14 protein-coding genes are annotated in these 13,408 nt (G+C 35.8%); 6 read left to right on the forward strand and 8 right to left on the reverse strand.

From position 1 onward, the window contains the following. Nucleotides 1–8 precede the first annotated feature (8 nt). Entirely contained in the window at nucleotides 9–284 is a 276-nt protein-coding gene (locus EG342_RS15445) for a hypothetical protein (RefSeq protein WP_123868109.1), read from the reverse strand. A gap of 328 nt (nucleotides 285–612) precedes the next feature. After that, the gene (locus EG342_RS15450) at nucleotides 613–1,167 is read right to left on the reverse strand and encodes a GNAT family N-acetyltransferase (protein WP_103293291.1); all 555 of its coding nucleotides are present in this window, start codon (nucleotides 1,165–1,167) and stop codon (nucleotides 613–615) included. A gap of 195 nt (nucleotides 1,168–1,362) precedes the next feature. Between EG342_RS15450 and EG342_RS15455 the strand changes: the two genes are divergently transcribed. Together EG342_RS15455 and EG342_RS15460 are read left to right on the forward strand one after the other, a co-directional pair. After that, nucleotides 1,363–1,944 carry a Crp/Fnr family transcriptional regulator gene (locus EG342_RS15455; protein ID WP_103293290.1) on the forward strand — a complete coding sequence of 194 codons (582 nt, stop codon included), beginning with the start codon at nucleotides 1,363–1,365 and terminating at the stop codon, nucleotides 1,942–1,944. Between the two features lie 63 nt (nucleotides 1,945–2,007). Beyond that, nucleotides 2,008–2,943, forward strand: a complete 936-nt coding sequence (locus EG342_RS15460) for a ketopantoate reductase family protein (RefSeq protein ID WP_103293289.1) — start codon at nucleotides 2,008–2,010, stop codon at nucleotides 2,941–2,943. A 287-nt stretch (nucleotides 2,944–3,230) separates the two neighbouring features. Here EG342_RS15460 and EG342_RS15465 read toward each other — a convergent pair whose 3' ends face one another. The 6 genes from EG342_RS15465 to EG342_RS15485 all read right to left on the reverse strand — a co-directional run bounded on the left by EG342_RS15465 (nucleotide 3,231) and on the right by EG342_RS15485 (nucleotide 6,642). Further along, nucleotides 3,231–4,115, reverse strand: a complete 885-nt coding sequence (locus EG342_RS15465) for an alpha/beta fold hydrolase (protein ID WP_103293288.1) — start codon at nucleotides 4,113–4,115, stop codon at nucleotides 3,231–3,233. 106 nt (nucleotides 4,116–4,221) lie between these two features. Then, nucleotides 4,222–4,572: a 4Fe-4S dicluster domain-containing protein gene (locus tag EG342_RS15470; RefSeq protein ID WP_103293287.1), complete on the reverse strand. Its 351-nt coding sequence runs from the start codon at nucleotides 4,570–4,572 to the stop codon at nucleotides 4,222–4,224. Between the two features lie 133 nt (nucleotides 4,573–4,705). Next, nucleotides 4,706–4,840: a hypothetical protein gene (locus tag EG342_RS25635; protein WP_260232376.1), complete on the reverse strand. Its 135-nt coding sequence runs from the start codon at nucleotides 4,838–4,840 to the stop codon at nucleotides 4,706–4,708. Between the two features lie 88 nt (nucleotides 4,841–4,928). Further along, on the reverse strand, nucleotides 4,929–5,486 hold the full coding sequence (locus EG342_RS15475) for an NADPH-dependent FMN reductase (protein ID WP_103293286.1): 558 nt from the start codon (nucleotides 5,484–5,486) through the stop codon (nucleotides 4,929–4,931). 5 nt (nucleotides 5,487–5,491) lie between these two features. After that, on the reverse strand, nucleotides 5,492–5,992 hold the full coding sequence (locus EG342_RS15480; protein WP_103293452.1) for a DUF2480 family protein: 501 nt from the start codon (nucleotides 5,990–5,992) through the stop codon (nucleotides 5,492–5,494). Between the two features lie 23 nt (nucleotides 5,993–6,015). After that, nucleotides 6,016–6,642 (reverse strand): superoxide dismutase, encoded by a 627-nt coding sequence (locus tag EG342_RS15485; RefSeq protein ID WP_103293285.1) that lies wholly within the window; start codon nucleotides 6,640–6,642, stop codon nucleotides 6,016–6,018. Nucleotides 6,643–6,836: 194 nt separating this feature from the next. Between EG342_RS15485 and EG342_RS15490 the strand changes: the two genes are divergently transcribed. From EG342_RS15490 to EG342_RS15505, 4 genes are all read left to right on the forward strand, one after another. Beyond that, nucleotides 6,837–7,457, forward strand: coding sequence for a helix-turn-helix transcriptional regulator (locus EG342_RS15490; RefSeq protein WP_103293284.1), 621 nt, complete (start codon nucleotides 6,837–6,839; stop codon nucleotides 7,455–7,457). A gap of 27 nt (nucleotides 7,458–7,484) precedes the next feature. Continuing rightward, the gene (gene hxpB, locus EG342_RS15495) at nucleotides 7,485–8,129 is read left to right on the forward strand and encodes a hexitol phosphatase HxpB (RefSeq protein ID WP_103293283.1); all 645 of its coding nucleotides are present in this window, start codon (nucleotides 7,485–7,487) and stop codon (nucleotides 8,127–8,129) included. Between the two features lie 592 nt (nucleotides 8,130–8,721). Continuing rightward, nucleotides 8,722–10,356 carry a T9SS type A sorting domain-containing protein gene (locus EG342_RS15500; protein WP_103293282.1) on the forward strand — a complete coding sequence of 545 codons (1,635 nt, stop codon included), beginning with the start codon at nucleotides 8,722–8,724 and terminating at the stop codon, nucleotides 10,354–10,356. Between the two features lie 6 nt (nucleotides 10,357–10,362). Next, nucleotides 10,363–13,395, forward strand: coding sequence for an RHS repeat domain-containing protein (locus EG342_RS15505; protein ID WP_123868110.1), 3,033 nt, complete (start codon nucleotides 10,363–10,365; stop codon nucleotides 13,393–13,395). Nucleotides 13,396–13,408: the final 13 nt, after the last annotated feature.

A 13,408-nucleotide genomic window follows, 5' to 3' on the forward strand; every position in this document is an offset into this window, starting at 1 on the left:
AAGATGGATCAGATCCTGATCTTTAAATTATGAAATAAAAGATATTTGGGAAGGTGATAATGATGTACAAACTCTGCAGCAGAAGTAATCATTGCGCCGGAGTTGGCATCTGAACCCCAAAACAGAATGTATTTTACAAAGAAAGTAAAAGGGAGATCAAAGAAAGTTTTGTCTGCATCAAAATCATTTTCTGCAACAGATTCTACCAATAAGCTAGTATGCTGAAGAGCAGATCCGGAAGCTTTCAAACTCATTTGATCTTTTGAAGAATCTACTGGACTCATACTTTTTCTGTTGTTTGAGAGTCCTATCATGGTACTCATAAACAGGATAAACAAAAAGATAAGTGATATGTGGAAAGACTTCTTCATTGATATGCAAATTTAGCCCCTTTTCAGGCTTTTGTTCTTACCAAAAACCTTTTAAAAATGTTCAAAATCAGGATGAAATAGAAGCCTGTGAATATAATGAAAATCGCTTTTTAATTTTCTTTTTAAATATATATTATATTGGTAATTAATTTGTTAATGTGTGTTTTGAGATGGTTTTTAAGTTTTGATAGGTCAATAAGAATGTTGAAAAAGATGACTGACCATTGTAATTATGGATTTATTATTTTGAAAAATAATCCTCTTCAAGAATAGCATATTCATAATTATCACTCCAACCGTTTTTTAGTGGAAGCAGTTTTCTGCGATGTGCTTCTCTTATCATTCCGGATTTTTCCATAACTTTATAAGAGGCAATATTGTCAACAGCGCAGCCTGCTTCAATTCTATGGAGTTTCAAATCCTCAAAACCAAACTGAATAATTCTTTCAAGGGCTTCTGTTGCATATCCTTTTCCCCAGACTTCAGGGCTAAGCTTATACCATGTTTCTGCATTTTTGTAATGAAGCTTAATAAGATCAATTCCGATGATACCTGCAAATGTAAAGTCGATGGTGGTTTCTATTAAAAAAGTAAACTTTTTCCGGTTCTGTTGGGCTTCTGATTCTGACCTCCAGGCATCTATCAATGCTTGGGTTTCCTTTTCGTCATCGGCGTATGAAGTGGGATTGAATGCCGTAATTTCTGGTTTTAAAAGCATTTCATGTACATTGGAAACATCACTCTCCTTGAATGTACGTAAGGTTAACCGATTTGATTTTAATATAAGGTCGTTCATTTAAGTATCCTGTTTTTTATGGAATATAAAAGGCAATATATTAAAAATAATCAGAATTTAAGACGAGAAATCAGCAGGCGGACAGCAGGCTCGATACTGATAGCAGGGTTGTTTTTGATATCTCATAAGAACGGCTGATAAATTCACAGAATTATCCCTATTTTAGACGGTCCAAATAGATAGCATTATAATTTAATGGATAAATCATCGATCAACAATTATTTTCATTCCTTGTTCAGTATCAAAGATGAGGTGGTTGAAAAAATTACCGAAAAATTCAATCGTTTTGAGCTGAAAGCAAATGCCGTTGTACTGGACCAAAATGTAATCAGTACCAAAACCTATTTTCTGGAAAAAGGGTATGTCCGGTCTTATATTTTGAATGAAGATAATGAAGAGATTACAACAAATATTTATGCTGCACCGTGCTTTGTGAATGATTTTTTATCGTTTTTCAGACAACAGCCTACCAAAGAAATATATCAAACCATCACAGATTGTGTTTTTTGGGAAACGGGCCTGGAAAATGTTCAGGATAATTTTCACAATATCCCTGAATTCAGAGAATTTAGCCGCCTTCTTTTTGTACTTAATTATTACAAGATTCATGACAGGTTGATAGAAATGGCCAGTCAGAAAGCTTCAACGAGATATTTTAACCTGATGAAAAAAGATCCTGACATTTTTCAGCATGTTCCACTGAAGATTATTGCTTCCTATCTCGGAATCAAAGACAGTTCGCTGAGCCGGATCAGAAAAGATATCCATAAAATGTAATTTCTTTTCATTTGTCAAGTGATCGTTTCACTGTTGTCATTGATCTTTGCTAAAAATAATTTCATGAACAAAAAACATATTGTCATTGTTGGATTAGGAGGTGTAGGCGGATATTTTGGCTTTAAAATAAATCAGACCAATGAAACCTCAGAAAAGTATTTCGTTTCCTTTGTGGCCAGAGGAGAAACCTACGAAAAGGTAAAAAAAGACGGATTAATCTTACTTTCTCCGGAACATGCACGCCAACAAACATGTCCCAATGCTCTTGAGCAAAATATTGCAGATATAAAAAATCCTGATCTGGTTCTGATCTGTGTTAAAGAATATGATCTTGAAAACGTGTGCACACAGCTTTTATCTGTCATTAATAAAGAAACTATACTTCTTCCTATGATGAACGGAGCGGATATCTACGAGAGAATCAGAAAAATAATTCCTGAAAATGTTATTTTGCCTACCTGCATTTATGTAGCTTCTCATATTAAAGAAAAAGGAACTGTAGAACATAAAGGAAAGCCCGGGAAAATGATTGTAGGACGTGATCCGGAACATTTTTCAACGGATGTGAAATGGGTTACCGATGTACTTGAAGAAAGCAAAATTGATTTTGATTGTAAAGACAATTCACTAATCGATATCTGGACTAAGTTTTTCTTTATCGCAAGTTTCGGGCTGGTAACCGCAAAGCATAATTCGTCAATCGGAACAGTGTATACCGATGAACAGCAGAAACAGGAAGCCACTGAAATTATGAAAGAAATGAAGCTGATTGCAGATAAAAAAGAAATTCATCTTCAGGACGATATCATTGAAAAAACATTTGAAAAAGCAGCCACATTTCCTTTTGAAACCCCAACGTCTTTACAGTTGGATATTCATTCAGGAAAAAAAGATAATGAGCTGGAGTTGTTTGCCGGGGCCATTTTAAAATACGGAACTGAATTGAGAATATCTACTCCTTATACCCAAAAAATTTATATGAAGATTAAAGAAATCTAAGTCTTTGGTTCACATGAGGGACATAACTCTACAGAAAAAGAGGCTGTCTCAAAAGTCAAATAATTTGGCTTTTGTCATTGGCTACGCCGAATCTTCGATTTCTGACGAAGGAAGAATCTTATTGTTTATCTGTTATTTAAGATTCTTCACTACATTTCATTTCATTCAGAATGACACTTTTGAGACGGCCTCTTTTGATTTGGTGTGCTAGAAATTTAAATATAAAGATTTTGAAATCTCACGCAACTTACATGTGCGTAGATTGTGTATATACATTATTGTTTCAATTAAAATTCCCGATCTCTATCCCTGATTGTTCTGAATTTCGTTTTAAAGAAAGTATCAGCTTTAGCATTAAATTCATCGGTATATACAACCAAAGTACTGTGACCTGAATCTGGTAGAATCCATAGATTGGCTTTGGGTATATTTCTGAATATTTCCAGGGTATGTTCCGGTTTTATCACATCATAATCTCCACCGATAACAAGAACAGGGATTTTAATCTGATGAAGATCTTTTGTATTGATATTGGGCTGTTCGCTTAATAATCTTTTGTATTTGAGAACCGTATAATCCAGATCTTTTTTATTTTTCTTAACGGCCATTTGCTTTTTAAATTCAGCATAATTGGCACTGACTCTTTTGTAGATATCGGTTTCTACGGCAGAAGAGTCCGGACGTAAATTAGCACCCGTGACAATTAGCTTTTTCACCTTTTCAGGATGCCTTATACTTAGCAAAAGACCGTTAATTCCGCCATCACTCCAGCCAATAACCAGGGCGGAATCAATTTTCATCTTGTTCAGCAGCTCAGCATAATCATCAGACATCATCTCATAAGTCAATGCATCTCCTTTATCTAATGATTTTGCGTGTGCTCTGCTGTCAGCTACAATTACTTTATAATGTTTTGAAAAAAATGGAATCTGCTTAGAAAAGTCAACGATTGAACCGCCATTTCCGTGAATCAGCAGTAAAGGCTGACCCTGGCCATAGGTTTCGCAATACATTTTTATCCCATTGACGTCATAATATTGCCCTGCTTTTGGATTATTTCCATAACTGGACTTCTCCGTAAGTTGGCTATATTCTTTTTTAAGCTTTTGAACATCCGTTTGGGCAGACCACATGGCGGGTAATAAGGCGAGAAATAACAATATCGTTTTCATAACTTACAGGGTATTATTAAATTATCGTGATATTTTGATTTTTCTATAAGTAGAATATTGTTCATTCTTGTTACAAAAACGAATAATGATAATCGGTCAGAAAAGTTTAGGAGCCATGCATGAATTTCTGTCGGTCTAATAATACCTCTTCCGATTCACGATGATCAGGATCATCCACACAACAATCTACCGGACAAACGGCTTTACATTGTGGTTCTTCATGAAAGCCTTTACATTCGGTACATTTTCCGGATACAATATAATACACCTCATCGGAATAAGCCTCATTAAAAGCATTGGCATCTACCTCCGTTCCATCAGGGAAAGTTACTTTTCCCGAAAGCTTTGTTTTATCCTGCCAACGCCAGTCGATGGCACCTTCATAGATGGCTGAATTGGGGCATTCCGGTTCACAGGCGCCACAATTGATACAGGCATCCGTTATTTTTATAGCCATATTATTTATTTTAAAAGGGAATAAAAAGGGATTTCTTCAACAACCTGTGTTTTGGAAATCCCTGCTAAACTTAATTAAAGCAGTTTCAACAATTTATACATCATAAACTGTGCAAACTTTTATTTTAAATCCATCAATCTGCAGCAATTTTTACAGACAGTCCATCCATCTGAGCCTTCATATGAATCTGGCAGGCTAATCTGCTGGTAAAATCAGAAGTAAAAAGTTCCGATAATAAACTTTTTGCTCCTAAGAAACAGGTTAGCATATATTTTTAACCAGTTTGATCTGTCATTGTCATTGCATCTTTCGTGAGAATCAATTGATCGTTGCTGCTATACTGTGTAATGATTAATTTATGATAGTTTTTCAATTCTTTTGGTCGTTGCTATGCTGATCAGCTTATCAAACTTTCCTGCATAAAGAGATGATATCTCTGTTGGATGACTGCTGTCAAATAAGGCAGATTTAACAATAGGAACACTAAAGGGAAGCGGCCATGCCCGCAATGATTTGGCAATGGCGTCCATCGCATTGATTCCCTGCATGGCCTGCAACCCGTCTGCCCAACATATTAACCCTACTGTTTTATCAGTAAGATAGGGTTCATACCGGTTAGCTGTAACCTCAAGCCAGTCCAGGCAGTTTTTCATCACTCCCGGAATACTTCCGTGATAAAGGGGAGCGAGCCAGATGTGAAGATCAGCATCTGTAAACATCTGTGTCATACGCTCTACTGCCAAAGGCGTTTTAGTAAGGGTGACATCAAACAATGGAATTCCGGAATCGGCAAGGGTGAAAATGTCCGTTTGAAAGCCCAATAGCTGAAGACTTTCGGCAAAATAACCGGAAATAAATCCTGAGGTAGATTCCGCTCTTCTTTCCAGGGATCCGTTAAATATGATTGCTTTCATGTTGTTTATTTTTTGAAAATTACTTTAGGCAAACCTATTTCTCCATACATCAAACTCTTAACGATGGGTTTCAAAAGCCAGGCTGCCAGCAGATACAAAGAAGAATCATGATCTGCATTTGCCCTGACTACCACTTTCTGATCTTTAAAATGCTTAAGATCGGCATACGTGAGACGGCGTTTCCACAGATCAAGAAGAACTGCCTTGGCACTGTTCAGATCAACATAGACAGCATAAGGTGATAATTTTTCCATGAGTAACATATAAGCCCAGGGTGGAATAATTGCATCCGTAGAACAGATAATTCCTACTGCTTTCTCGTTGTACACGGAAAAATCCACTGAAGCAATTGATTCTTTAAATTCTTTCTCTTTCACAATCATTCCCATGAAAAGATGATCTTTAATATCCAGTTCTACAATTTCCGTACAAGGTTTATAGTCTAAAAGATCAAGGGCAATAATACCCGAAGCTTTTGCTTTATTGATGAAAATTTCCTGATTCATAATCATTTTATAATCGATGTGAATTATCTGATTTTTGAAAGTGCTTCCTCATATTTTCTTTCTACGGCTGACCAGTCGAGAACAGACCAGAATGAATCAAGATAGTCTGCCCGCTTATTCTGATAAGCCAGATAGTACGCATGCTCCCACACATCAATTCCAAGAATCGGAAAACCTCTGTTCATGGAAAGAATATCCATCATCGGATTATCCTGATTAGGCGTAGAACTTACAGCAAGTGAACCGTTGAACTTCACATACAGCCAGACCCAGCCGGATCCGAATTGCCCAAGACCGGCTTTCTTCATTTCGGCTTTAAGATCTTCCAGGCTTCCGAAAGTTGTTGTGATAGCATCATTCAACTTACCGTTCGGAGTCAGTTTGGGTTGCGGAGAAATAATTTCCCAGAATAAAGAATGATTGTAATGACCACCTCCGTTATTTCTTACTGCCGGACTGTATTCGCTTATTCTCTGAAGCAAAGAATCCAAGTCAGGGTTTGTTTCGTTGGTTTGTTCCAAAGCAGCATTCAGATTATCAACATAAGCCTGATGATGACGTTGGTGGTGAATAGTCATTGTTTCTTTATCGATAAATGGTTCCAAAGCATCATATGCATAAGCCAATTGAGGTAAGGTAAACGGTTTCATTGTATTTATTTTTTTGATTAATGTATCGCAAAGGTAATAATATATTTGAATAAAACAACTTTTTGGTTGTTTTATAGAGTTAATCTGCTATAAAGCTAAATAGTTGTAAATAATCGGATTAAGCAGTAATTTTAAAGATTATAGAAAATGACTATATTTGTTGTTGGAAAATAAAACAACCTAATTATTGTCAAATGAAAAAGCCGGCAGCAGACCGTATTCTGATGTTTTTGAAGATGAGGGGCGAGGCGAGCTCGCTTCTTATTGCTGAAGAATTATCCATCACCAAAGAAGGTGCTAGAAAGCATTTACTGAATCTTGCTCAGGAAGGACTTATCGAACCAATCGTGAAGAGTGAAGGGGTAGGCCGTCCGTCAACCTATTATATACTTACTGATAAAGGGATGTCTCAATTTCCGGATACCCATGCTGAAGTAACGGTTCAGCTCTTAAAATCTGTAAAAAATCTTTTAGGAGAAAATGCACTGGATTTATTAATCAGTGATCGTGAAAAAAATACCCACGACCGATATGAGAAGGAGATTTCGAAGACAAAATCTTTGGAGCAGCGTCTCGACGTTTTGGCAAAAGTCCGCAGTAAAGAAGGATATATGGCAGAATGGAAAAAAGAAGGGAAAGACTATTTTTTAATAGAAAACCATTGTCCGATCTGTGCTGCAGCAACCGAATGTCAGGGATTCTGCCGTGCCGAATTATCTAATTTCCAATCTCTGATAGGGAAGGACTACCAGGTTGAAAGGGTAGATCATATTGTTTCCGGTGGTCAACGTTGTGTTTACAAGATCACTCAATAAATTTCATATAATTCATCATTCAAAAATATGGCATTACAGGCAGTAATATTTGATATGGACGGGGTTCTCGTTGATTCCGAAGGTTTCTGGGCACAAGCAGAACTGGATGTATTTTCTTCTTATGGAGTTCAGGTAACCGAAGAGCTGGCGGCAAACACAAAATACATGACAACCCGGGAAGTTACTGAATTCTGGTATGAAAGATTTCCGTGGGAGAACCTGGATGTTGCTTCAGTAGAGCAGAAAGTCATTACCAGAGTGATCGAATATATACAATCAGAAGACTGTACGATGTCTGGTGTACAGGGCTTTATTAAAGATCTTAAAAGCAAAGACTATAAAATAGGATTAGCAACCAATGCCCCTTTACAGGTAGCAGATGCAGTTCTCGAAAAACTTCAGGTCAGGGATTTATTTGACACTGTTCATTCATCCGAATTTGAAACACAAGGAAAGCCTCATCCGGCGGTTTATTTAACTTCGGCAAAAAATCTTGGTGTTCCTCCTGAACATTGCATTGCTATAGAAGACAGCCATTCCGGATTGCTTGCTGCAAAAGGAGCAGGAATGAAAACCATCGTATTCACCAATAATGATGAAAGTATTGATTTTGATAATGCAGATTTTAGAATTTTAAATTTTGAACAAACTTTATTGCCTCTGTTTGGCTAAACAAAACAGTTTTAGGTAGCATATTCATCTTCAATCTTAATTTTGAAGGGATGTATATTCACATTTTCTTTACAACATCATTTGTTTTTTGAAGTACTTTCTCCAGACGGATCCTGTGAAAGATATTGGATTCTTCTATTTCCCTATAAATGTATTAGGCTCATACTAAATATCTTTTCATCTGGTTTTTAAAAACAGATCTAAATACCCATTTCAACGTATGTGAAAAAAATAATTAAAATATATAAGTTGTTGATTTTTAATTATTTGATTTAAGAGGTTGTTGTTTTAAATTTATAAATTCATGAATCTATGGAGTATGTATTTATATGATCACTCTTTTTATTGCATATTTGCCGTAATAAATATTCTCCGATTTATTTCCAACTTTTTTTCAACAATTTACATCATCATATATAATACGACAAGTTTTGACGTACCACATTAATAAATTCGCATTAATCAATTTTAACCCTAATATTAAGCCTTAAGCCTGTGATATAATTCATATTAATTCACTTTAACAAGAGATTGGGGAAGTGTTAAAAAACGTTAAATTCGCAAAAATTTAAATTAAAAAAACAATACGGGAATGAAGAAACTTTATCTCGGCGCATATACTTTATGTGCATTTTGGGGTCTGTCTGCCCAGGAAGTCGTTTGGCAAAAAGACATCAAATCCTCTACCCAGGATTTCTTAAGCCAGGTGACTACAACTATTGATCAACAATACCTTATTACAGGAAGTAGTATCCAGTCAAAAAGCCAATCGCCAAATGCCAGCAGCCAGCGGCTCAATAACGGTTATGATTTTCATTTGGTAAAACTCAATCAGCAAGGTGAGCAGGTCTGGGAAAAATATTTCTCAGGATCAAACCACGACTATTTATCAGCTACAGTGACCACTCAGGATGGTGGGTTCCTGCTTGCCGGAACTTCTTATTCAGGAAAGGGACTTGATAAAAAAGAGGATTCGAAAGGAGGATCTGATATCTGGCTGATCAGAATCAATGAATTTGGTGATGAGTTGTGGCAAAAAACATTGGGAAGCTCTTCGGATGAAGAAGCGCGGGCAGTTATTCAAACCACAGATTTGGGTTTTTTTGTTGCCGGATCCTTCGTCTCCGCTCAGGATTCCAAATTGAAAGGTTATGGTTCAAAAGATGTTTTGATTACCAGGCTTGACAAAGACGGAAAAGAACTTTCTCAATTGATTTTAGGAGGAAGAGGTTTAGACGAAGTGGAGAAAATGATTCCTACTAAAGACGGAGGAGCATTACTGGGAATCTATTCCCGAAGCACTACTATTAGCAATCAGCCATCAGTAATGAGCAATAAAGAGCAGTCTGGTACAAAATCGACCTCAGTAGCTACCAGCTACATGCCAAAAGCCAGCAGCAATTTTGGTGAAGGTGACTACTGGATTGTAAAACTAGACAAAAACGGAAAAGTTGAATGGGAAAAGAACTTTGGTGGCAAAGGTGATGATCACATCAGAACTTTAGCCTTAACATCAAGCGGTTTCATTATCGGTGGAGAATCCAGATCGGAAAGATCCGGAAATAAATCAGTAGGTATTGAAGATGGAACTGATCTGTGGTTAATCTCTTTGAATGAAAGAGGCGATGAGCAATGGCAGAAATCCTACAATTTTGGGAAAAGAGATATTCTAATGGGAATGAATGTTATTCATTCGGCTGATGATCAATCTTCAAAAGGGATTCTATTAGGCGGCTATACTCAGTCCGAAGGAAGAGTTGAAAAAGACGATGAAACCTTCTGGATGTTGTATTTGGATGGAAACGGAAATGAACAATGGAGAAAACATGTAAATGGAGAATCCAGACAAAAAGAGGAAAGACTGGCAGACCTGAAATTGAACAGAGACGGTTCGATTATATTAGCCGGAACCAGTGCCAAGGAATTAGGAAAGGAAAACTGGAAGATTATAAAACTGGGCGACAAACAAGTAGATCAGCTGACCCCGAAATATGATATCAAGATTTACCCAAATCCTGTTTCAGATTATGCTTACGTAGAAATCGGTTTTGATTTTAAAGAAGCGGATATTTTATTGTATGACATGAGTGGAAGACAGCTTCAGAGCTTGAAAACGAAGAATAAAGTGACCAAGATTAATACACAGGCTTTGGTGCAAGGTGCTTATCTGGTGGTGATAAAAACGGATAGTGATAAAACGGCAAATGCTAAATTGATAAAGAAATAATAAACCATGAAGAAAAACATAATCTTAGTTTCAACACTATTGAGTTGCTTATTTAATGCTCAGGGTGTACAAAACTATATGAATTATAAGAATAATTTCTTTCCTCAAAGCCCTAATGCAACTCCATTTGCATTGGCTGGAAAGTATCCTGTCAATATGTATAAAGGGGTTCCTTCTATTAGTATTCCTTTATTCAGTCAACAAAAAGGGCAAAGTAATTTTGTAATATCTTTAGATTATAATGTAAAATCAATTAAACCATCTACTATTCCTACATGGACAGGACTCGGCTGGAATCTTAACATTGGAGGTTCTGTAACAAGAATTGTAAATGGAGGAGTGGATGAAGTATATACGGGAATTTATAGTCCTAGTATTCCTTACAATCATTTTTCTTATTTGGACAATTATTCTATGTTGGACAACCCCAATTGGAATACATTTGATGGTATGGTTAATTATTATAATATTAATTTTGATAATACCATAATCAATGGCTTTCCAACTGTAGTTCCTTCACCTGATGAATTTATTATTAACATAAATGGTATAACAGGTAGTTTTTACATGAATGAAAAAGGAAAATGGGTCGGGCGTACCAAAGAGGGGAGAACATTTAAGGTTGAACATCAATATAAGTTTGATTACAAACTTCCTGAAACGGTTATCGTAGGGACACAATATACAACAATTCCAAAGTATACTACATTGAAAAGAATTTTATATGGATTCAATATTATCATGGATGATGGCACAAAATATATTTTTGGACTAGATGATACTGCTATAGAATTTTCTTCACCGCCAGAGCAGGTAGATACAATCTTTAACCCACATATTATTCCGGCTTCTTGGCAAATAAAGGAGATTATTTACCCGGATGGAAAGAATACAAAATTTACCTATGTAAGAGACGAGCGAAGTGTTTTTGTGATGAACAGAAGTGGTAATGCTTCATGGGATAAAAATGGTTCATTATTTAGTAATACGAGTAATGATAATACATCATCTTCAGGACAAATTTATAATATTAGCAGTAACCGCTTAAATAATGTTTTTTTGACAAAGGTGGAAGGGGAAGACTTTATTGTCAATCTTGAGAGATCTGCAACAAATCAGAAAGAATATGATGAGCTGGAGTTCCCGTCAAGTGAATGGGTCGTTCAATATACCCATCATATAAAGAGTTATACTAATCATAAGCATTGGTATAAACTTGACAAGATCAAAGTTTCTGATAAGGCAGGAAATGTTATCAAAAATATAGCTTTTAATTATAATAATGACCCAAATGACCGTCTTTTACTCAATAATCTATCTATAAATACAATAGAGAAGTATACCTTTCAGTATAATAATTTAAAACTACCCAAATATACAACAGATCAAACTGATGGATGGGGTTACTATAATGGAAACAATTTTGAACCTGATCATTTCTCTCTATATTTAATGTCTTCAGAGCAGCAAAAAAATGTGTTTCAAAATGTTTATCCGAGTTATAAACAGCCTAATCTTACTTTGACCAAAGCACAAACTTTGGAGGAAATCACTTTCCCGACGGGTGGAAAAACATATTTTGAATATGAACTCAATGATTATTCGAAATATGGAGAGAAGAATATGAATCAAACTGAATTACTGTTGTATACAACTCCTGCCATTAAGGAAGCCTCTGGTGGATTAAGGATAAAAAAAATAAAGTCATGTAATGAAAATAGCAATTGTTTTAGCAAGATGTATTCATACGTTAACGATGATGGTGTCTCTTCAAGCGGGATCCTTCCATACAAAGCAGTCTATGTAGTTGAAGGTGGAATACCAAACATGAATTATAGTTTCTGGGATTTTAATTATAATTCTTACCAAACTCTTAAGGACGAGGATAATAGTGTAGGATATAGCAAGGTAACTGAAATTGATGATAATGGCGGAAAAAAAGAAACTTATTTTACCAATTTTGATCGTGCAGGTTCGAATGATAAAATTGGAGTAAAATATCTTGGTTGGGAAATTCCGGCTTTATTTAAACAACTTCCTTACACATCCTTTTCTTTAATGAGAGGTAAACCATTAAAAGAAATTGTATGGTCTGATATCAAAAAGGTAAGTGAAACCAATTATATTTATACTCAACAGCAAGATCATCTTAGATCTTATACGTCAATTTATAAGCGTTTTAGTCAAAATTTAGGAAGTAATGGTTTTACAAATGCAGGAACATGGTATGGTGTTTTATTGGATGCGCATCAGATAAATTTCAATACGAGTTTCTTGTCTGAGAAGAAGACTTTTTTTGACGGGGTTGAAACTAAAGAAACAAACATTTATAACAATATTTACAATACGCTTATCAGCCAGACACAAACAGATGCAAGTAATAATTATACGAGAATATATAGCTATGCTTGGGATATAAGTAACCAGGCGATGGCTGATGCCTATATGGTCGGTATTCCTGTAATTGAAGAGACAAAAAAAAACAATAAAACAATTTCAAAAAAGGAAACTATTTATCCTGTCTCCATTCCAACTTCTCAAACAGGAAGCTTAGTATTGCCACTATCGATAAAATCCTTTGATCTTCAAAATCCTGGTACTTCAACAACAGAAGTAACCTACGATAAATACGACTCTAAAGGCAACCTCCAGCAATACACCACAAAAGACGGTATTTCAACAACAATCATCTGGGGATACAATAATACTCAGCCGATTGCCAAAATTGAAAATGTAAAATTAGCAGATATTAATCCTTCCTTTATCAATGCTATTGTCGCGGCTTCTGAGACGGATGCTGCGGCAGGGGCTAATAACGATGAAACTGATTTGTTGAATGCTTTCAAAACATTTAAAAACAATTTATCAGGTTACAAAATCACTACCTACAGCTACGACCCGCTGATCGGAGTCAGAAGCATCACTCCTCCTTCGGGAATTAGGGAGAGTTACCTCTATGATTCCGCAGGCAGACTTGAAAAAGTGATCAATGCAGATGGCAACTTATTAAAAGAATTTAAGTACAACTACAAACAATAAAAAAACAGGAATT

The organism is Chryseobacterium lactis (assembly GCF_003815875.1).
Taxonomy (GTDB): Bacteria; Bacteroidota; Bacteroidia; order Flavobacteriales; family Weeksellaceae; genus Chryseobacterium; species Chryseobacterium lactis.

Excerpts from the sequence above, each read along its gene's own strand:
- EG342_RS15505 (WP_123868110.1), top strand. The coding sequence starts at position 10,363 with ATGAAGAAAAACATAATCTTAGTTTCAACACTATTGAGTTGCTTATTT.
- EG342_RS15460 (WP_103293289.1), top strand. The coding sequence starts at position 2,008 with ATGAACAAAAAACATATTGTCATTGTTGGATTAGGAGGTGTAGGCGGA.
- EG342_RS15450 (WP_103293291.1), bottom strand. The coding sequence starts at position 1,167 with ATGAACGACCTTATATTAAAATCAAATCGGTTAACCTTACGTACATTC.
- EG342_RS15485 (WP_103293285.1), bottom strand. The coding sequence starts at position 6,642 with ATGAAACCGTTTACCTTACCTCAATTGGCTTATGCATATGATGCTTTG.
- EG342_RS15465 (WP_103293288.1), bottom strand. The coding sequence starts at position 4,115 with ATGAAAACGATATTGTTATTTCTCGCCTTATTACCCGCCATGTGGTCT.
- EG342_RS15455 (WP_103293290.1), top strand. The coding sequence starts at position 1,363 with ATGGATAAATCATCGATCAACAATTATTTTCATTCCTTGTTCAGTATC.
- EG342_RS25635 (WP_260232376.1), bottom strand. The coding sequence starts at position 4,840 with ATGCTAACCTGTTTCTTAGGAGCAAAAAGTTTATTATCGGAACTTTTT.
- hxpB (WP_103293283.1), top strand. The coding sequence starts at position 7,485 with ATGGCATTACAGGCAGTAATATTTGATATGGACGGGGTTCTCGTTGAT.
- EG342_RS15475 (WP_103293286.1), bottom strand. The coding sequence starts at position 5,486 with ATGAAAGCAATCATATTTAACGGATCCCTGGAAAGAAGAGCGGAATCT.
- EG342_RS15445 (WP_123868109.1), bottom strand. The coding sequence starts at position 284 with ATGAGTCCAGTAGATTCTTCAAAAGATCAAATGAGTTTGAAAGCTTCC.
- EG342_RS15500 (WP_103293282.1), top strand. The coding sequence starts at position 8,722 with ATGAAGAAACTTTATCTCGGCGCATATACTTTATGTGCATTTTGGGGT.
- EG342_RS15480 (WP_103293452.1), bottom strand. The coding sequence starts at position 5,992 with ATGAATCAGGAAATTTTCATCAATAAAGCAAAAGCTTCGGGTATTATT.
- EG342_RS15490 (WP_103293284.1), top strand. The coding sequence starts at position 6,837 with ATGAAAAAGCCGGCAGCAGACCGTATTCTGATGTTTTTGAAGATGAGG.
- EG342_RS15470 (WP_103293287.1), bottom strand. The coding sequence starts at position 4,572 with ATGGCTATAAAAATAACGGATGCCTGTATCAATTGTGGCGCCTGTGAA.